The following is an 18036-nucleotide window of genomic DNA, read 5'->3' as shown; positions in this document are numbered from 1 at the left end:
CATGTTAAAAATTAATGATTTGAACTTTTCTTATGATGATGAGAAAAAGATATTAGATGGAGCCTCATTTAAAATTGAAACAGGTAAGATATACTGTCTTTTAGGAGTAAATGGTTCTGGAAAAACCACCTTATTTAACTGCATAACAGGATTTCTAGACTCTAATATTAATCTAGATAAAAAATTGGTAAATGAAGAGATCTTATATATTCATGATGAAATGTCTTTTTATAAAAACTTAACTGGAAGTGAGTTTTTAGATTTAATACTAAAACTTAAAAAAGTAACAATAGACTTAACTGAATATAATAGATTAGTAGACGAGCTTAGAATGAAAGAATATATAGATAATCCAATAGGAATATACTCTTTAGGAACTAAGCAAAAGTTAGTTTTAATAATTGGTTTTTTATTAAATTATAAATATATCCTAATGGACGAGCCTTTTGGTGCAATAGATTTTATATCTGCTGAAGTTATAATAGATACAATTAGAAGATACGTAAATAAAGGAACAACAGTTGTAATATCAACGCATTTAATAGATATAGCTAAAGACATATCAGATACAATTCTCTTCTTGAATAATGGGAAGATATACGAAGTTAAAAATAATTTTAATACACCAGAGGAAATGAAGAATTGGATAAGAGGATTAGTTTAACAATAAAATATTCCAAGGGACTGCCGCACTACTAATAGGTTAGTCCTTTTCTTTAATGTTTTTTTTGCAAAACAAGAAGATAAGCTGGTGGCGCATTAGGATTTAATTCAGAGACGGTCCTTTTTCTATATGGAACTTTTCTGTAAAAGAATAAAAGAAGTTTAGAAGCGAAGAACATAAGAATTTTAGAACCAAAGATTATAGTAACTTTAGAATAAAAGAATATAAGAACTTTAGAACCAAAGTTCCGCCTTAAGAATATAATTGTAGTAAAGAAAATAAATAGCGAGGTTATTAATATGACAGATAAAAGAGAAAATCCAGAGTTCACAGATGAGGATTCTTCCGAAGAGGACATAATAGAAGATTGGGCTATAATACAACCATATGATTATGTGGAAAGAGAAATTCTTCATAGTACCATTAATAAAAATACTAAAGTAATAATAGATAATGGAGAGCTACAGAATGAAGAAGAAAATGTTGAGAAAATAAAAATTAATGATGAAAATAAAGCCAAGAGTTCATCAAACAATATTGATAGATTGACGAGAGTTATGAGTGAAGAAGAAGGACAAAGTAAAAGAAGTTATTTACTAAGAAATATAACAATTAGAAGAATGGGAGAATTAAAACTACTACATCCAGATATTAATATCCCATTAAATAAAATAATAGATATGGCTCTAAATCATTACTATTACTATATAAAAGAAGGAGGAGAATTTAGGGAGTTATAATTGAATACATTTATTATGAAGAATATGGTATAATTACATGCAAATAGATTATTTTTACTTGTGAAAGGAAAATAGATTTGAGAAGGAAAGTTGTTTATATATTTTTACTGACAATATTTTTAGTTATTGTTCTAATTTATTTCTTTAGCAGAAAGTTTGAAGGAAATATAATTATTGTTGAGAAGCAAACTGATAAAGTTGGCGCATATGAATATTACTGTAAAATCAATGATCCTAACAGCATAAAATCAGTAAAAAATATTCTTAATAAAATTTATTGGTCAAGTGTTAAGGTTGATATGCCCTATCCGCCTGATTATCAATTTTATTTTATGAACAATGATGAAGATAAATCTTACCACGAAAATATTTCTTTATGGATAAGTCCAGATAGAAATAAAGTTGCACTTATATTTGATGGCAAATATATTCAGTTAAATGAAGAAAAATCTAATAAACTGTTTGAAATACTTACAGAGAAGAAACTAGAATAGATTTTTAAAGAGGGTTATCTATGGTTATTATAGCTATATTAATTGGTCTCATATTCGCAAGCATTTTTGTTGTAAATATGGTTTCCATAATAAAAAAGGTTGCTGATAAAAATGAAAAAACAGCATTGAATACATTTATCTGCTACCTATCTCTTATGTATCTTTGGTGTAGTTTAGTATTTTTAAGCAGTTTATAGAATAAATATTATTCAAATATCCTTAGTTCTGCTAAGGATATTTTTTATGCAGTTATAAATTTAATAAAATATTTTTTATGTAGGGAACAATTACCCTTTCACGTATGTCTTATTGATGAGATTGGAAAGGAGGGAATTTATTGAATATAGAAAAACTAGTTAAGAAAGCAACCAAAGGAAATAAAGATGCCTTTGTTGAATTGATGAAAATTTATGAAAGAGATATGTACAGCCTAACAAGATATATGTTAGGAAATAATGAAGCTACATATGATGTAGTCCAAGATACGATTTTAACTGTTTATGAGAAGATATCCACGCTAAAAAATCCAAGTTCATTTAAAAGCTGGCTATTAAAAATAGTAGTGAATAAAAGCAAAAGTGAACTTTCTAAACAAAACAAGATTATATATTTAGAAAATAGTATTGAAATTCCTATAATTGATAAGGAGTTAGAAAAGATTGAGTTAATGAGCTTAGTTTCTGATTTGCCTGATGACTTTAAATCAGTAATAATATTATTTTATTTTAATGATCTTAGTTATAAAGAAATCTCTGAAATTTTGGATATTCCAGAAGGTACAGTTAAATCGAGATTATTTAGAGGTAAAGAAATATTACACAAAATTATATATATGGAGGAGGATAAGGCTAATGGAAAAGGATAATCTTCTAGAATTAATAGAGTTATCAAAAAATGAAAAGATAGATGAGGAATTTCACAACATATTTGAAAAAACCTTAAATAATCTACCTAAGAAGAAAAAACATACTAAGTTACTTAAGATAGCTGCATCAATAGCATTGGTTGCCATTCTGTCTAGCTATACCATGGCATTTGCAGACAGCCTCCCAATAATAAGTAACATAAAAGATTATTTTTATGCCCCAGAAGAGTATGTTAAATATTCAAAAAATGTTGATACATCAATTTCATATAAAAGTTATATAGTCGATATTCATGACGTAATATTCGATAATAACTTTATTATATACTCGTATTCAATTACCAGAAAAGATGGAAAACCATTTGAAGAAATGGAAGAAGAAAAGCTAAATCTTTCGGTTTTAATAGATAAAGAATATTTACCTAAAGATAGTGGATATAGTGGTAGTTGCTTTAACAGAGTAAAAAGTGATACTGAAATATCTTATATAAACTATTATATAGTTAAGCCATTAAATCTTCCTGATAAGATAGGAGTTACTTTTAGCCTTTCAGATGAAGGAAAGATAAAAAAATCAGTTAAATATCAACTAGATAAAGGTGAGTTAGCTTCTCAAAATATTGATGTTAAATTGGATAAACAAATTAATACAAATGAAGGGTCAATTTATTACGATTCCATTTCTTTTACACCTTTTGGTGCTGTCTTCTTCTCTCAAAATAGAGGTGGCTGGGACTTCAAAGATAGAGATCCCTACTATTTTGCATTATTTGATGAAACAGGTAGACAATTAACCCTACCATCAACTTCTAAGGGATTTGATTATAATAATAAAGTTACTGACATTATTAAAGAACTTACTTCTAGCGAATATAAAGGTCATAAAAGCATAACAATTAAAACCTACGATAGCAGAACGGGAGGAGTTATAGACGGTTCAGAAGTAACAATTGCTGTACCTATAATAAAATAAGGTTGTTATAAGTTTAAGTTTCAATTAATCTAATTTATTGGTATAATTTTCTATAGTGAGTATTCTTTATTATAAAATCTTATATGTTATTTTTATGGAGAAGATTATGAAACAAAACGCCAAAACAGCTATAATTAACTCTTTTAAAGAATTATTGAATAAAAAATCATTAGATAAAATTACGGTTACTGGTATCTGCGAGCATTGTGATGTAAATAGACAGAGCTTTTATAATTACTTTAGTGATATCATGGATATTTTTAAATGTATATTTTATGATGAATTATCACAAGAAATAGCCCAAAATAGGACCTTTGAAACATGGGGTGGGGGTTTTTTAGCTACCATGCATTATTTTAAGAAAAATTCTAAAATGATTTTGCATGTTTATAATTCTACCTATTGGTCAGAGGCTAATATTTATATATCTGAGCTTTCTAGAAATCTACTTAGCAGTGTTGTTAATGAGTGTTCAATTGAGATGGGTGTTAGTTTAAATGAAAATGATAAAAATTTTATAGTTAATTTTTATAGACATGTGTTTAATGGGATTATAAGCGATTGGGTTAGTGAAGGTATGGTGGAAGAACCAGAGATTGTTCTTAAAAAACTTCTTATAATGATAACAGGAAGTATTCCCCGTTCTATAGATATCTTTATAAAAGAAGGATTAAAATAATTAATAGTTTCATATATTAGGAAAGTGTTTAAAGTAGACACTTTCTTTTTTTTGTCTATTGAAAAATTAATTGCTATAAATGTAAAATTAATACTAAGGGATGATTTTACAAATTATTAGGGGGAGAGATTATGTTTGTTTTTAATTACTCTGAAGGAGCTACTTTTTTAAGTGTATGGGGAGTATGGATATTAATATTTATAGCCCTTTTTGTATTTAACGAAGTTGCTAGAAAAAATAAGTACGTGGGATTATTTTGCTTTGTTGTATTACCAGTAATCCTTTCGGTTTTATGGTTTACAGTATTTAGTGAGACTACATATACTGACTGGTTCCATCTTGCAAAAGTTTATTCTGCTACAGCTGGATGTATTGGTTTTTGGTGTATAAGACATCTTAAGTTTAAAAATAGGTTTACAGGTAAGGAGTGGAGACTTGCAGATAAAAAATGGGCTTTATGTTTCCCACCACTTATTCTTGCTATAAACATAATGGAAGCTGTTGCCCGTGATTTTCAAGTAGGTTTTCAATATGCTGGTGGTGGTATTGCAGATGGCATGTATGTACTTGGTGGACCATGGAATTTCATGAATGCTATAGGTGGTATTTTGAATATTATAACCATAACTGGTTGGATTGGAATTACCATAAGAAAGAAAACTAAAAATGACAATAGTAGAGATATGCTTTGGCCAGATATGCTTTGGTTTTGGATAGTTGCCTATGATCTATGGAATTTTGCATATACCTATAACTGTCTTCCAGGACATTCATGGTATTGTGGTTTTGCTTTACTTTTAGCACCAACTCTTTGTGCTTTTACATCAGGAAAAGGTGCATGGCTTCAACATCGTGCCCAAACCTTAGCAATATGGTGTATGTTTGCCCAAACCTTCCCAGCTTTTATAGATAAGGGAGCCTTTGCAGTTGCTTCATCTTATAATCAATTGCCACTAATCGCATTTAGTTTGGCATCCTTAGCTGCAAATGTATTGGTATTTATTTATATGATTTATAAGGTTGTTAGAACAAAAAGAAATCCTTATCTTGGAGAGCTATATACAGACCTTAGCGAATACAAAGAAATTAAGCAACTTGGGGAATATAAGGTTGTGGTTAATAAATTAAATAACATGAGAGCTTAATAACTAGTAGAGGAGTAAATATTTATGGACGAATATAAAATTCTTGAAATTAAACAAAGTGTTTTTGAAGATAATGATAGACAAGCTGATTTACTTAGAGAAGATTTAAAGAAAGATAAAACCTTCTTATTAAATCTTATGTCCTCACCAGGTTCAGGTAAAACAACTACAGTTTTAAGAACCATTGAAGCCTTAAAGAATGAAATGAGTATAGGAGTTTTAGAGGCCGACATTGATTCAGATGTTGATGCTAACACAGTTTCAAAAACAGGAGTTAAGGTAATTCAATTACACACAGGTGGAATGTGCCATCTTGATGCTGATATGACAAAACAAGGGTTATTAGGTCTTGGAACAGAGGGAATTGATTTTGCAATTTTAGAGAATGTCGGAAATCTAGTGTGTCCAGCAGAATTTGATACGGGAGCTTCTAAAAATGCAATGATTTTAAGTGTACCAGAAGGAGATGACAAGCCTTTAAAATATCCTTTAATGTTTTCTATTGTTGATGTTGTTTTAGTAAATAAGATTGATGCTTTAGACTATTTTGATTTTGATTTAGAAGCTGTAAAAGAACGTGTAAAAAAATTAAATCCTAATATTAAGGTTATTCCAATCTCAGCTAAAAAAGGCGAAGGAATGGATGAGTGGATAGAGTGGATACGTAATGAAGTGAAAATGTGGAATGAGAATTAGCAGTTATTTTGGGAGGGTATTAATATGGTAAAGAAAAAGGTACTTGAATTATCTAATAAAATTGCTGCTGGTATTACTGGTGGGTTAGTAAAAGTAAAACCAACAGATCCTGAGTATAGAATATTAGAACCTGTAACTTCAGATGAGGAAGCTGAAATAGCACTTTATTTAGAAATTCGTAAGCCTAAAACAGTCAAGGAAGTATCTAAGCTTTGTGGTAGACCAGAGGATGAAGTTGAGAAGATTTTATACAAGATGGCTGTAGATGGATCTATTAAGGTTGAAAAAGAAGATGGTGTAGACGTGTACTGTCTTGAACTTTTTGTTCCAGGTGTTATGGAGTATATGGTTGATAATAAGGAAAACGTAGAAAAGTATCCAGTAATTGCTGAATGTTTTGAAGAATATACAAGAAAATTAGGTGCTTTAATGGCAGGAAATATTCCAGTAGGTTTAGGTGTAATGAGGGTTATACCTATCCAAAGTGCTATAGATGGAGATACAAGAAAAGCTTCCTATGAAGAAATAGAAACACTCATTGAAAAACATGAGCTATTTGCAGTTACAGATTGTGCTTGCCGTGCTTCTATGAGGGTTATTGGCGAAGGGTGTGGACATACTGTTGAAGACATTTGCATACGTTTAGGTTCAGCAGCTGAATATTATATCCGTACAGGAAAAGGTAGAGAAGTTACGAAAGAAGAAGCTAGAGAGATTTGTTTAAAAGCTGAAAAAGAAGGATTGATGCATCAAATTCCTAATCTATCAGGTCCTGGAAATGCTTTAGCTATTTGCAATTGTTGTGGTTGTTCATGTTTTGGGTTAAGAAATGCAAATCTTTATAGAAACCCTGATTGGTCTCGTTCAAATTACGTTTCTCAGGTGGATATAGATAAATGTGTTGCTTGTGGTGAATGCGTTGAGAATTGTCCATCAAATGCATTAACCTTAGGGTTAAGTCTTTGCACTAAGGAACCTATTAAAGCTCCAGTTGAAAAAGAAACCCCTTATGATACCCAGTGGGGAAAGGATAGATGGGACTTTAATTATAGAACTAGAAAGGTTGTTGAAGAAAGCGGAACAAGCCCATGTAAATCAGAATGTCCAGCACATATAGCAGTTCAAGGGTATGTTAAGATGGCATCTTACGGAAAATATAAAGAAGCTTTAGAACTTATAAAAAAGGAAAATCCTTTTCCAGCAGTTTGTGGACGTATTTGTCCAAGAAAATGCGAAAGTGCTTGTACTAGATCAGGTGTAGATGAACCACTTGCCATTGATGAAATTAAAAAATTCATAGCTGATCAAGACTTAAAAGCAGAACATCGTTTTGTACCAGATAAAAAAGCAAAAAGAGAAGAAAAGATAGCTATAATAGGTGGTGGTCCAGCTGGACTATCTTGTGCTTATTTCTTGGGAGCTGAAGGTTATAAGGTAACAGTATTTGAGAAGCAAAATAAACTTGGAGGCATGCTTACTCTTGGAATTCCATCATTTAGATTAGGTAAAGAAATAGTTAATTCTGAAATAGAAGTTTTAAAGGAGTTAGGAGTAGAATTTAAAACTGGAGTAGAAGTAGGCAAAGATATTACTCTTAATGAACTAAGAAATCTTGGTTATAAGGCTTTTTATCTAGCTATTGGTGCTCAAGGTGGAAGGAAATTAGGTCTTGAAGGTGAAGATGCTGAAGGAGTAATAACAGGCGTAGAATTTTTAAGAAAAGTAAATCTAGGTGAAGAAGTAAAATTAGAAGGTGATGCAGTTGTAATTGGCGGCGGAAATGTTGCTATAGATGTTGCTAGAACAGCTGAAAGAATTGGCGCTTCTAATATAAGCATGTATTGTTTAGAAAGTAGAGAAGAAATGCCAGCACTTGAGGAAGAAATAGAAGAAGCTTTATCAGAAGACATTTCAATAAATAATTCCTGGGGGCCTAAAGCAATTATTCAAGAAAATGGTCAAGTAGTTGGAGTTGAATTTAAAAAATGTATTTCTGTATTTGACGAAAATAATAGGTTTAACCCTAAGTTTGATGAAAATCAGACTAAGTTAGTTAGAACAAATAATGTTCTAATTTCTGTTGGACAAGGTATAGAATGGGGAGATTTATTAAAGGATTCAAAGCTTGAGTTAAATCCTAATAAAACTCTAAAAGTTCAGTCACTAAGTTATCAAACAGGAGAAGAAGATGTTTTTGGAGGGGGAGATGCTGTAACAGGACCTAAATTTGCAATTGATGCTATAGCCTTAGGCAAGCAAGGAGCAACCTCTATTCATCGTTATCTTCATGGAGATAATTTAATTATAGGTAGAGAAAGAGAATATCATGCTTTTGATAAAGAAAACCTAGATAAAGATGGATATGATCGTCTACCAAGACAAAGAACTCTTCATGTAGAGGGCAGCAAATCAAAAGAAACCTTTAAAGATTTACGTGTTACATTTACAGAAGATCAGGTTAAAAGAGAAACTGAACGTTGCTTAGGCTGTGGTGCAACTGTTGTTGATCAATATCAATGTGTAGGCTGCGGAATATGCACAACTAAATGTAAATTTGATGCAATTAGTCTTGTTAGAAAATATGATAGTGCTGGAGTTGAGTTTAAGGATATGAAATCTACTGTCATTAAACATGTTATTAAACGTCAAGGAAGAATTGCAGTAAAAAAAGTTAAAAAATCTATCGGTTCAGTTTTCTCAAAGTAGAACGAGGTGAGTTTAATTGCATGAAGTTGGAGTTATGATTGAAGTAGTTAAAACTGTAGAAAAGTTTGCAAAACAAAATTCAATAACAAAAATAGAAACCCTAGTACTTCAGATAGGTGAGATTTCATCTATGGTTCCAAGATATATTAAGGCCTGTTATCCTATGGCATCAGAAGGAACAATACTAGAAAATGCAAAGCTTGAAATAGAGGTATTACCCTGTAATGCTATCTGTAAAGAGTGCAACAAAGTTTTTAATCTCTTAGAGAATAATCATAAATGCCCGAAGTGTGGAAATGATGATTTTGATATATTGAGCGGAAGGGAATTTAATATTAAAGAGATAATTGCTTGTTAAAAAAGAATTAATAATTTAAAGTTTTAAGCAGTCAATAACTAATCATACAGAAAAGTTATTGGCTGCTTATTTTATAGATACTTGCATTTCAACGAAGCTTAGCTGTAAAATTAAATTATTGAGAATTAAACCATATTTTGGAGGGGATTATATGAAACAATATGAGTACAGAGTTGAACAGATTCAGATTGAGTTAAGTAGTATACTTAAAACAGATAAGAAAAAATATAATAAGGAAATTAGTGAAAAGCTAAATGTACTTGGTAAAGAAGGTTGGGAATTGTCAGGTGTAGATGGCAAATGGTTTTATTTTAAGAGAGAAATAGTATAGTTAACTATTAGTTGAATAGAAGGTACTTGTTTCAAATAAAGAAATTAAATATTCACTTTCTTATGGTAGAATTAATATATATTAATAATGTAGGGGAGTGGCGAAATGGCAAATAAGATAACGTTTTTAGATATTGATGGAACTATGGTGGATGTGCCTTCTGGAATGGTGGAACCTGCTGAAAGTACTGTTAAAGCATTAAATGAGTTTAGATCTAAAGGAAATTATACTGTTGTAGCAACTGCAAGATCAAAAGCACCTACAAGTATTTCTAATTTAGATTTTGATGGATATATATTTTGTAATGGAAATTATATAGTCTTTAAAGATGAAGTATTGTATGATAACTGTCTTTCAGTAGAAGATATAAAATACATTATAAACCTGTCTAAAAAATATAATGCTGAATATATATTTAGTGGAATTGATGGTACATGGAGTAATGATTTAGATAATCCTCTGAATATAAAACATAGAGAATTATTTTTAGGTACAAAAGATAAACCTAAAGATGCATTTTTATCATGGGAGATTGAAGATGTACATGCTAACATGTCTACAGTACTATTTGAAACAGAGGAAGACATGCTTTCTTTTAAAGAAGAACTACCAAAAAACTGGAGTGTACATCCTTATGTTGAAGCCAATATCAGAATGGACATCCATCTTCCTGGATTATCAAAAGGTACAGCAGTGGAGTTCTTATTTAACAAATTAGGAATTTCAAAAGAAGATACATTTGCCTTTGGAGATGCTCAAAACGATATTGAAATGATTAAGCTTGTAAAACATGGAATAGCAATGGGAAATGGGACAGATGAGATAAAGTCAATCGCTTATTATGTTACTGATGCAGTAAATAATGATGGAATAGCTAAAGCCTTAAAGAAATTTAAAGCAATTTAAAATTAATTTTCTTGACTTTTTTAAATTTGCATTGATATAATAATCAACGAAACATGTGGTGCTTTGCACGTAAATCTGATTTACGCACAAGCACCACATGTTTTTTATTTTATTATTTAGGAGGGTTAACATGCCAAAAACAAAATTCGAAGAAATAATCTTTACACTAATTATGGTATTTCCAATGGTATATATTATGACTGTTTATAATATTGCTATTGCAACAGGTGGATTACAATATGAAACATTTGTACAAGCTATTCTAGCTATGTGGCCAATATATTTAATAGCTTTTATAGCAGAAAAATTAATAGTAGGAAAATTAGCCAAAAAACTTGCATTTAGAATTGTATCACCAACAGATAAACCAATATTTATAATACTCGCTATATCATCATTTACAGTTTGCATAATGGCTCCTTTAATGAGTTTAGCAGCTACTATTCTCCATAATGGATTAACAATAGATATTCCATTATTATGGTTGACTGCAATAGTTAAAAACTTCCCTATGGCGCTATTTTTACAGATTTTCTATGTAGGACCATTAGTGCGTTTGGTTTTTAGAACTATATTTAAGCCTCAAGCTGTAGTTAGGAAAGTAGCTTAAATTCATGCTTACTTCAATTTGATATATAAGTAAATTTTATTATCAATTTCGTTCATAAATAAATGAAGTTATCTTATTTGTATATTCCTCAGGGTTTATAAGTAAGGCAAGATGCCCACCCTCCATGTTACTTATGACAGTGGGGTGTGGCATTAATCTAATTAAAGCATCCTTCAGCTCATCACTAAAGATAATATCTTCTTCAGAGAAAATAATCATCACTTCATCGTAGAAAGATTCAAAATCCTCTGGCTTATGAGTTCCATACTCATTCATTAAGTCACCTATTAGTAAATCCATGTGATACCAATATTTTTTTGTTATAGATCCTTTTAATATATCAGCTATACTAGCTAACTTATGTTCAAATTCTTTATTGGGGGAAACCTTTTTAAATGCAAGTTTTAGGAATGGAATTAACAATTTTGTAGGGATAAATTTATCTATCATAAGATTCTTTTTTAGTTTTTTGGGATTTATAAATTTCACTATATTAGTAATTCCACTGTACGTCAAATCATTATACATTGAACAAGTACCTGATAATATTAAACCTTTTAATAATCTTGGGTGACGTTTTGCCATAACTTGAGCAAACAAGCCCCCATAGGACTGACCTACCAAATACACATTATGAGCGTCTAGTTGACAAAGTAATTCAGCTAATGCATCTGCAAGTTTAGCATTTGTATTAAAATCTAGTGGATAATTAAATGTAAGTAAGCTATATTTACTAATAAATGAACTACAAAGTAGAAAAACTGCATCAGCAAGCCCCGTACCACCAGCCAAAAAAACTAATGTAACATCATTTTCAGGATGTAAATTTTTATAATAACGATATGAAAAATCACTTCCGTTTATATTTGCATTTTGAATTGGCATTATACTATTATATTTTTCAAATTCATTCTTTATATCTATCACAATATAACCTCCCAATATATTAAATATCCTATGTGCACACTTGTGCCAAGCTCTATAAATGCAGTATAATACTCACAAAGATATTTTACAATATTTAGATAAAAATGGGCACAATACTTAAAAAGTGTGCCAAAAGGCGTAGAACTTTTTATCATTACTTTAGAAGTCAAATATGCTATATTTTATTGGGGATAGATTACCTGAATTCATGGTAAAAGTAGCAGTAATGGTATAACATATTAATCCTGATGAAGTAGCGTTTACAAAAGAGAATCAAGATAGTTATTACTATGCTCACTTTTTTAATATTGGTGGGTTTTGGAGTATAACAACACGATGGTTAGAAAAGAAACATAGAGAGTCACCAGAAGAAATGGCAAAGATAATTGAGGAAATTGTCTATAGAAAACTTTAAGAATATAGTATAATCTTTCTTATAATATAATAATTAATGAGGTACATAAATATGACAATTGAATTAGAGAAACATTATAATAAGTTTTGTGAAGATAAGAGGTTAACTAGAAAATATGCACAAGTAGAGTTTTTAACCTCTATGAAATATATACATGAATATCTAGGGAATAATAAAAAAGCAAAGATTTTAGATGTTGGTGCAGGGACAGGCAGATACTCAGTGGCTTTAGCAAATGAAGGTTACGATGTTACAGCAGTAGAACTTGTTAAACACAATCTTGGTGTTTTAAAGTCAAAAGGAAGTAACGTAAAGGCTTATCAAGGAACAGCATTAAATCTATCAAGGTTTTCAGAAAATACTTTTGATGTGACTTTGGTATTTGGGCCAATGTATCATTTATACACTCATGAAGATAAAGTAAAAGCTCTAGAAGAGGCAAAAAGAGTAACTAAATCTGGAGGAATTATTTTAGTTGCATACATTATGAACGAATATAGTGTAATTACATATGGCTTTAAGGAAAATAATATTCGTGAAAGCATTAAAAATGGAAAGCTGACTGATGATTTTCATGTTGTGGCTAAACCAGAAGACTTATATGAATATGTAAGAATTGAGGATATTAATAAGATTAATGAAGCTGTTGGTATTCAAAGAGTGAAATTAGTAGCAGCTGATGGACCAGCTAACTATATGAGGTCTACTATAAATGCAATGGATGATGAAACCTTTAAACTTTTTATGGATTATCATTTTTCAACTTGCGAAAGAGCTGATTTACTAGGGGCAAGTGCTCATACAGTAGACGTGCTTAGAAAAGAATAGGGAGAGAAAAATATGACATTACAGCAGTTAAAATATGTTGTAACGGTTGCGGATAAAGGAACCATTAGTGAAGCTGCTAAGGAGTTGTTTATCTCTCAACCTAGCCTTACAAAGGCTATTAAAGAACTTGAAAATGAGATGCAGATTACTATATTTAATAGAACTAATAAAGGAATTGTAGTATCAAATGCTGGGGATGAATTTCTGGCTTATGCAAGACAAGTTATTGAGCAAGCTAGCCTACTCGAAGAAAGATTTTTGAACCTTAAAAAGCAAAGTCCTAGATTCTCAGTATCTACTCAGCATTACTCTTTTGCTGTGAATGCCTTTGTTGATGTTATTCGAGAATTTGGAGGAAATCAATATGATTTTACCCTTAGAGAAACTCAAACTTATGAGATTATTGAGGATGTAAGCAGATTAAAAAGTGAAATAGGAATTTTATATACTTCTTCTAAAAATCAAGAGGTTATTATGAAACTAATTAAGCAAAACTCACTGGAGTTTCAAGAACTTTTTATAGCAAAACCACATGTGTTTATTAGCTCAAAACACCCGCTTTCAGATAGAGAGGTTCTTACTTTAGAAGAATTAGATGACTATCCTTATCTTTCTTTTGAACAGGGGGATTATAATTCTTTTTATTTTTCAGAGGAAATCCTAAGTACCCTTGATCGGAATAGAAATATTAAGGTAAGAGATAGAGCTACCTTATTTAATCTAGCTATTGGGTTAAATGGATATACAGTAAGTAGTGGCGTAATAAGTAAGGAACTAAATGGTGAAAATATTATAGCTAAACCTCTTATGGTTGATGAATATATGAGTATAGGGACAATTACTCAAAAAAATATGTCTCTTAGTAGGTATGGGAAAGCATATATGGAGTCTTTAAAAAGACACGTATCTGAATATGTTTAATAGAATAGTAATGTGTGTTTGATATAGTTTAAAGCTATATCAAACACACATTTTTTAGTATTTTTAAATATCATAAATATAACTTATACTTATTTTAAAGAGAAAAAACAATTTAATTTAAATAAGTTAGGAGAGGGTAAAATGAGTAATAATGCACCTTTTAAATATGATATTGTGGGAAGTTTTTTAAGACCAGAGGAGTTGAAACAAGCAAGAAGTGAGTTTGCTGAAGGGAAAATAAATGGAGAAGAATTAAAAAGCGTTGAAGATAAAGCTATTATGGATTTGATAGAAAAGCAAAAAGCAGTAGGGCTTCAAGTTATAACAGATGGAGAATTTAGAAGAAGTTCATGGCATCTTGATTTTATGTGGGCATTTAATGGAGTTGGACATGCAAAAACCAAAACAGGAATACCATTCCATGGTGAGCCAGCATTGATTGATGACACATTCCTTACTTCGAAATTATCTGTTGAAAATCATCCATTTGTTGAACATTTTAAATTTGTAAAACAATATGAAGATGAGGGTAGAGTTGCACGTCAGACAATACCAGCACCTGCACAATTTTTATTTCAAATGATAACAGCAGGAAATCAAGAAAGTACTAAAGCTATTTATGAAAATGAAGAAGATTTAATTCAAGATATTGCTGAAGGATACAAGAAAGTAATTAAAGAGCTCTATGAAGCAGGTTGTAGAAATATACAATTTGATGATTGTACTTGGGGAGTTTGCGTAGATCCTAATGCTTGTCTAATACTTGGAACTGATGAAGCTGGACTAAAAAAGGTTATTGATAAATTACTGAAGGTTAATAATCTTGCAATTGAAGATAAGCCTGAAGACTTAGTAATTACAACTCATATATGCCGTGGTAACTTCCATTCCACTTGGGCTTGTCAAGGTGGTTATGAGCCTGTAGCTGAAGATCTTTTCCAAAATGAAAATGTTGATGCTTTTTATTTAGAGTTTGATGATGAACGTTCTGGTAACTTTGAACCGCTTAAATATCTAGCTGAAGATAAAAAAGTAGTATTAGGTCTTATAACAACAAAGTCTCCAGTGCTTGAGGATAAAGAAACTATAATAAACCGTATTAAGGAAGCCTCAAAATATGTTCCATTAGAGCGTTTATGCCTAAGCCCACAGTGTGGTTTTGCCTCTACTGAGGAAGGAAATAAGATAACAGAAGAAGAACAATGGGCAAAACTTAAATTAATACAAGAAATAGCTAAAGAAGTGTGGAAGTAATTAAAATAATGAATATATAATTTTAACTATAATAAAATTCCCTATTGGTAATCATATAAGTTATCAATGGGGAATTATTATATTTATGATTACTCTTTTATTTCTTTAAATAACTCATAGGCCTTCTTACGTGCCTCTTGTAATATTTCATCACCTAATTTCGTGCTTTTATAATACTTTCTTATTTTTCCGTCTACCAATTTTTCTTCTTTTTCTAATAATCCTTTTGACTCCATCCCATGAAGTAGAGGGTATAGAGTCCCAGGACTCATATCATAACCATGTTCGCTAAGTTCTTCTATCATCCAAGAGCCATAAAAGGGTTCTTTTTTTGCATGATGAAGAATATGGATTTGAATAAAACCTAAGAAAAATTTTCTTAAAATTTGTTCTTGCATTATATATCACTCCTATGTATAATTTAGATATCGAATACCGATATCAGATTTTGATATCATTATATCACTGAGTTATTTTAAATTCAAGTTGAAAGGAGAAGAATATTATGAGTGTTAATAAAAATATTGAATATAAAAAAAATGTGGGATGGAGAAGTTTCTTAAAAGACGTATTTATTTGCTCATTAGGTGCGTATGGAGGCCCAGAAGCTCATTACAGTGTGTTTACAGATCAAATGGTAATAAAGAAAAAGTATTTAAAGGAAGAAGAATTAGTAGAGTTAATTGCTTTATGTAGTATTCTTCCAGGCCCTAGTAGTACACAAACCATTGTATCTATAGGTTATAAAGTTGGTGGCCCGTTTTTAGCATTTTTAACAATGTTAGTTTGGGCACTACCAGTAATTATAGTAATGACCTTGCTTTCATTCATATATCAATTTTTGAATAGTAGAAATATATCTGAAGCTGGACTTCGTTATATTGGTCCAATGGCTGTAGGTTTTATTGTTGTAGCAGCATATAGAATTGGTTTAAAAGTTGTAACAGATAAGATTACCATAGGATTATTCCTACTTGGTGCTATAACAACTTATTTTATTCGTGAGGCTTGGGTTTTTCCACTGGTTTTAATTATTGGTGGAGTTGTTAGTATTATAACTTCTAAAGAGAAAAACCTTTGGAATAGAGTTAAAATAAATCCCCCTTGGGTCTATTTAATTGCTTTTGTTGTTATAACATTTGGGAGCATTGCTCTTACATTATTATGGGATAACAAAATAGTTCACTTGTTTGAGAGTTTTTATCGTTACGGTTATTTAGTTTTTGGGGGAGGTCAGGTAGTGGTTCCTGTTATGCATAGTGACCTTGTACAAGTGAATCAATATATGACAAACGAAGAGTTTTTAACTGGTTATGGTCTTGTTCAAGGATTACCTGGCCCAATGTTTAGCTTTAGCGCTTATGCAGGAGGTATGGCAGCACGTGGAGGAAGTGTATTAACTCAAGTTTTAGGAGCTTTAGCAGGAGGAATAGGAATATTTTTACCAGGACTTCTTTTAATCTTCTTTATTTATCCAATATGGGAGAATCTTAAAAAGATTAAAGGGATAAAAGTATCCTTAAAAGGAATTAATGCTGTTGCTGGTGGATTAATTGCAGTAGCTGCAGTAATTTTAATGCAAAAAAGTGGATTAGTAATTGATAATATTATTGTCACACTAATCACCATGGGACTATTAATATCTAAAAAAATACCAGCACCAATTATAGTAGTTTTATCTATAATTGCAGGATTTATTATATAAATTCAATATCTCAATTACTTAAAGTCATTACAACAAATGTTGTAATGACTTTTGGTTATTTTTAGCAAAAATCAAGAGAAATTATGTAATGTTATGGTATAATATTATAGAGTTTAGATATAATTTATAATTAAACAGGAGTATAGTATGTATAAAATTTTGATTGTTGAAGATGATACGATAATTGCAAAATCAATAAAAAACAGCTTAAGTCAATGGAGTTATGAAGCAGAAGTTGTTGTTGATTTTAAGGATGTTATCGCTCAATTTATAGAGTTTGATCCACAACTTGTGTTATTAGATATTTCTTTACCTTTTTTCAATGGCTACCATTGGTGTAGTGAAATTCGTAAAATATCAAGTGTACCTATAATTTTTATTTCCTCTATGTCTGATAATATGAATGTTATCATGGCAGTAAATATGGGAGGGGATGACTTTATTTCAAAACCTTTTGATTTAAATATTCTTGTAGCAAAGGTTCAGGCCCTTATTAGAAGGACTTATTCCTTTGGTGGAAAAATGGATATCATAGAACACAAGGGAGTAGTTTTAAATCTTAGCAGTACAAGTCTTGAATATAACAATAATAAAATTGAGCTTACAAAAAATGAATTTAAAATACTTCAGATTTTATTTGAAAACGTTGGTAAAGCTATTTCTAGAGAGGACATAATGACAAGACTTTGGGAAAGTGATAGTTATATAGATGATAATACGCTAACTGTTAATGTTACTAGACTTAGAAAAAAACTATCAGATGCTGATATTTTAGATTTTGTTAAAACCAAAAAAGGTATTGGATATATGGTGGAATAG

At 30.5% G+C, this 18036-nt stretch carries 22 protein-coding genes; 20 read left to right on the top strand and 2 right to left on the bottom strand.

What is annotated here, in order from left to right; translation table 11 throughout:
• Window position 1: 1 nt before the first annotated feature.
• From BUA92_RS02945 to BUA92_RS02885, 14 genes are all read left to right on the top strand, one after another.
• Window positions 2-664, top strand: coding sequence for an ATP-binding cassette domain-containing protein (locus tag BUA92_RS02945; RefSeq protein ID WP_073016540.1), 663 nt, complete (start codon window positions 2-4; stop codon window positions 662-664).
• A 299-nt stretch (window positions 665-963) separates the two neighbouring features.
• Window positions 964-1404: a hypothetical protein gene (locus tag BUA92_RS02940; protein WP_073016538.1), complete on the top strand. Its 441-nt coding sequence runs from the start codon at window positions 964-966 to the stop codon at window positions 1402-1404.
• A gap of 77 nt (window positions 1405-1481) precedes the next feature.
• Window positions 1482-1898, top strand: a complete 417-nt coding sequence (locus BUA92_RS02935) for a YhfM domain-containing protein (protein ID WP_073016536.1) — start codon at window positions 1482-1484, stop codon at window positions 1896-1898.
• A 20-nt stretch (window positions 1899-1918) separates the two neighbouring features.
• Window positions 1919-2095 carry a hypothetical protein gene (locus BUA92_RS23160; protein ID WP_175550835.1) on the top strand — a complete coding sequence of 59 codons (177 nt, stop codon included), beginning with the start codon at window positions 1919-1921 and terminating at the stop codon, window positions 2093-2095.
• 140 nt (window positions 2096-2235) lie between these two features.
• On the top strand, window positions 2236-2763 hold the full coding sequence (locus BUA92_RS02930; RefSeq protein ID WP_073016534.1) for an RNA polymerase sigma factor: 528 nt from the start codon (window positions 2236-2238) through the stop codon (window positions 2761-2763).
• A complete protein-coding gene (locus BUA92_RS02925) occupies window positions 2750-3736 on the top strand; it encodes a DUF4179 domain-containing protein (protein ID WP_073016532.1) in 987 nt (328 codons plus the stop codon). The genes BUA92_RS02930 and BUA92_RS02925 overlap by 14 nt, the downstream gene beginning before the upstream one ends.
• A 106-nt stretch (window positions 3737-3842) precedes the next feature.
• Window positions 3843-4415 (top strand): TetR/AcrR family transcriptional regulator, encoded by a 573-nt coding sequence (locus BUA92_RS02920; RefSeq protein WP_073016529.1) that lies wholly within the window; start codon window positions 3843-3845, stop codon window positions 4413-4415.
• Window positions 4416-4546: 131 nt separating this feature from the next.
• Window positions 4547-5560, top strand: a complete 1014-nt coding sequence (locus BUA92_RS02915) for a DUF5692 family protein (RefSeq protein ID WP_073016526.1) — start codon at window positions 4547-4549, stop codon at window positions 5558-5560.
• A gap of 24 nt (window positions 5561-5584) precedes the next feature.
• A complete protein-coding gene (gene hypB, locus BUA92_RS02910) occupies window positions 5585-6256 on the top strand; it encodes a hydrogenase nickel incorporation protein HypB (RefSeq protein ID WP_073016524.1) in 672 nt (223 codons plus the stop codon).
• A 24-nt stretch (window positions 6257-6280) separates the two neighbouring features.
• The gene (locus BUA92_RS02905) at window positions 6281-8962 is read left to right on the top strand and encodes an FAD-dependent oxidoreductase (protein ID WP_073016522.1); all 2682 of its coding nucleotides are present in this window, start codon (window positions 6281-6283) and stop codon (window positions 8960-8962) included.
• Window positions 8963-8978: 16 nt separating this feature from the next.
• On the top strand, window positions 8979-9320 hold the full coding sequence (gene hypA / locus BUA92_RS02900) for a hydrogenase maturation nickel metallochaperone HypA (protein ID WP_073016520.1): 342 nt from the start codon (window positions 8979-8981) through the stop codon (window positions 9318-9320).
• A 151-nt stretch (window positions 9321-9471) separates the two neighbouring features.
• Window positions 9472-9651, top strand: a complete 180-nt coding sequence (locus tag BUA92_RS02895; protein WP_021801853.1) for a hypothetical protein — start codon at window positions 9472-9474, stop codon at window positions 9649-9651.
• A 105-nt stretch (window positions 9652-9756) separates the two neighbouring features.
• Window positions 9757-10557 (top strand): Cof-type HAD-IIB family hydrolase, encoded by an 801-nt coding sequence (locus BUA92_RS02890; protein ID WP_073016516.1) that lies wholly within the window; start codon window positions 9757-9759, stop codon window positions 10555-10557.
• A 130-nt stretch (window positions 10558-10687) separates the two neighbouring features.
• Window positions 10688-11167, top strand: coding sequence for a DUF2798 domain-containing protein (locus BUA92_RS02885; RefSeq protein ID WP_073016514.1), 480 nt, complete (start codon window positions 10688-10690; stop codon window positions 11165-11167).
• A gap of 42 nt (window positions 11168-11209) precedes the next feature.
• On the opposite strand, the gene BUA92_RS02880 is transcribed toward BUA92_RS02885, so the two are convergent.
• On the bottom strand, window positions 11210-12094 hold the full coding sequence (locus tag BUA92_RS02880) for an alpha/beta hydrolase (RefSeq protein WP_073016511.1): 885 nt from the start codon (window positions 12092-12094) through the stop codon (window positions 11210-11212).
• A gap of 238 nt (window positions 12095-12332) precedes the next feature.
• On the opposite strand from BUA92_RS02880, the gene BUA92_RS23860 reads away from it, so the two are divergent.
• From BUA92_RS23860 to BUA92_RS02865, 4 genes are all read left to right on the top strand, one after another.
• The gene (locus tag BUA92_RS23860; RefSeq protein WP_175550844.1) at window positions 12333-12509 is read left to right on the top strand and encodes a TetR-like C-terminal domain-containing protein; all 177 of its coding nucleotides are present in this window, start codon (window positions 12333-12335) and stop codon (window positions 12507-12509) included.
• Window positions 12510-12560: 51 nt separating this feature from the next.
• On the top strand, window positions 12561-13337 hold the full coding sequence (locus tag BUA92_RS02875; RefSeq protein WP_073016509.1) for a class I SAM-dependent methyltransferase: 777 nt from the start codon (window positions 12561-12563) through the stop codon (window positions 13335-13337).
• A 12-nt stretch (window positions 13338-13349) separates the two neighbouring features.
• Window positions 13350-14258, top strand: a complete 909-nt coding sequence (locus BUA92_RS02870; RefSeq protein WP_073016506.1) for a LysR family transcriptional regulator — start codon at window positions 13350-13352, stop codon at window positions 14256-14258.
• Window positions 14259-14399: 141 nt separating this feature from the next.
• On the top strand, window positions 14400-15512 hold the full coding sequence (locus BUA92_RS02865; protein WP_073016504.1) for a 5-methyltetrahydropteroyltriglutamate--homocysteine S-methyltransferase: 1113 nt from the start codon (window positions 14400-14402) through the stop codon (window positions 15510-15512).
• Window positions 15513-15601: 89 nt separating this feature from the next.
• Here BUA92_RS02865 and BUA92_RS02860 read toward each other — a convergent pair whose 3' ends face one another.
• Window positions 15602-15910 carry a PadR family transcriptional regulator gene (locus BUA92_RS02860; RefSeq protein WP_021801863.1) on the bottom strand — a complete coding sequence of 103 codons (309 nt, stop codon included), beginning with the start codon at window positions 15908-15910 and terminating at the stop codon, window positions 15602-15604.
• A gap of 107 nt (window positions 15911-16017) precedes the next feature.
• Between BUA92_RS02860 and chrA the strand changes: the two genes are divergently transcribed.
• Entirely contained in the window at window positions 16018-17217 is a 1200-nt protein-coding gene (gene chrA / locus BUA92_RS02855) for a chromate efflux transporter (protein ID WP_073016503.1), read from the top strand.
• Between the two features lie 147 nt (window positions 17218-17364).
• The gene (locus tag BUA92_RS02850; protein WP_073016502.1) at window positions 17365-18036 is read left to right on the top strand and encodes a response regulator transcription factor; all 672 of its coding nucleotides are present in this window, start codon (window positions 17365-17367) and stop codon (window positions 18034-18036) included.

Source organism: Clostridium intestinale DSM 6191, from assembly GCF_900130055.1.
GTDB lineage: Bacteria > Bacillota > Clostridia > Clostridiales > Clostridiaceae > Clostridium_T > Clostridium_T intestinale.
This window is presented reverse-complemented; position numbering and strand designations above follow the sequence as displayed.

Bases quoted from the DNA above. Each gene is read 5' to 3' on its own strand.
- BUA92_RS02945 (WP_073016540.1), top strand. From the start codon at position 2: ATGTTAAAAATTAATGATTTGAACTTTTCTTATGATGATGAGAAAAAG.
- BUA92_RS02940 (WP_073016538.1), top strand. From the start codon at position 964: ATGACAGATAAAAGAGAAAATCCAGAGTTCACAGATGAGGATTCTTCC.
- BUA92_RS23160 (WP_175550835.1), top strand. From the start codon at position 1,919: ATGGTTATTATAGCTATATTAATTGGTCTCATATTCGCAAGCATTTTT.
- BUA92_RS02925 (WP_073016532.1), top strand. From the start codon at position 2,750: ATGGAAAAGGATAATCTTCTAGAATTAATAGAGTTATCAAAAAATGAA.
- BUA92_RS02920 (WP_073016529.1), top strand. From the start codon at position 3,843: ATGAAACAAAACGCCAAAACAGCTATAATTAACTCTTTTAAAGAATTA.
- BUA92_RS02915 (WP_073016526.1), top strand. From the start codon at position 4,547: ATGTTTGTTTTTAATTACTCTGAAGGAGCTACTTTTTTAAGTGTATGG.
- hypB (WP_073016524.1), top strand. From the start codon at position 5,585: ATGGACGAATATAAAATTCTTGAAATTAAACAAAGTGTTTTTGAAGAT.
- BUA92_RS02905 (WP_073016522.1), top strand. From the start codon at position 6,281: ATGGTAAAGAAAAAGGTACTTGAATTATCTAATAAAATTGCTGCTGGT.
- BUA92_RS02895 (WP_021801853.1), top strand. From the start codon at position 9,472: ATGAAACAATATGAGTACAGAGTTGAACAGATTCAGATTGAGTTAAGT.
- BUA92_RS02890 (WP_073016516.1), top strand. From the start codon at position 9,757: ATGGCAAATAAGATAACGTTTTTAGATATTGATGGAACTATGGTGGAT.
- BUA92_RS02885 (WP_073016514.1), top strand. From the start codon at position 10,688: ATGCCAAAAACAAAATTCGAAGAAATAATCTTTACACTAATTATGGTA.
- BUA92_RS02875 (WP_073016509.1), top strand. From the start codon at position 12,561: ATGACAATTGAATTAGAGAAACATTATAATAAGTTTTGTGAAGATAAG.
- BUA92_RS02870 (WP_073016506.1), top strand. From the start codon at position 13,350: ATGACATTACAGCAGTTAAAATATGTTGTAACGGTTGCGGATAAAGGA.
- BUA92_RS02865 (WP_073016504.1), top strand. From the start codon at position 14,400: ATGAGTAATAATGCACCTTTTAAATATGATATTGTGGGAAGTTTTTTA.
- BUA92_RS02860 (WP_021801863.1), bottom strand. From the start codon at position 15,910: ATGCAAGAACAAATTTTAAGAAAATTTTTCTTAGGTTTTATTCAAATC.
- chrA (WP_073016503.1), top strand. From the start codon at position 16,018: ATGAGTGTTAATAAAAATATTGAATATAAAAAAAATGTGGGATGGAGA.
- BUA92_RS02850 (WP_073016502.1), top strand. From the start codon at position 17,365: ATGTATAAAATTTTGATTGTTGAAGATGATACGATAATTGCAAAATCA.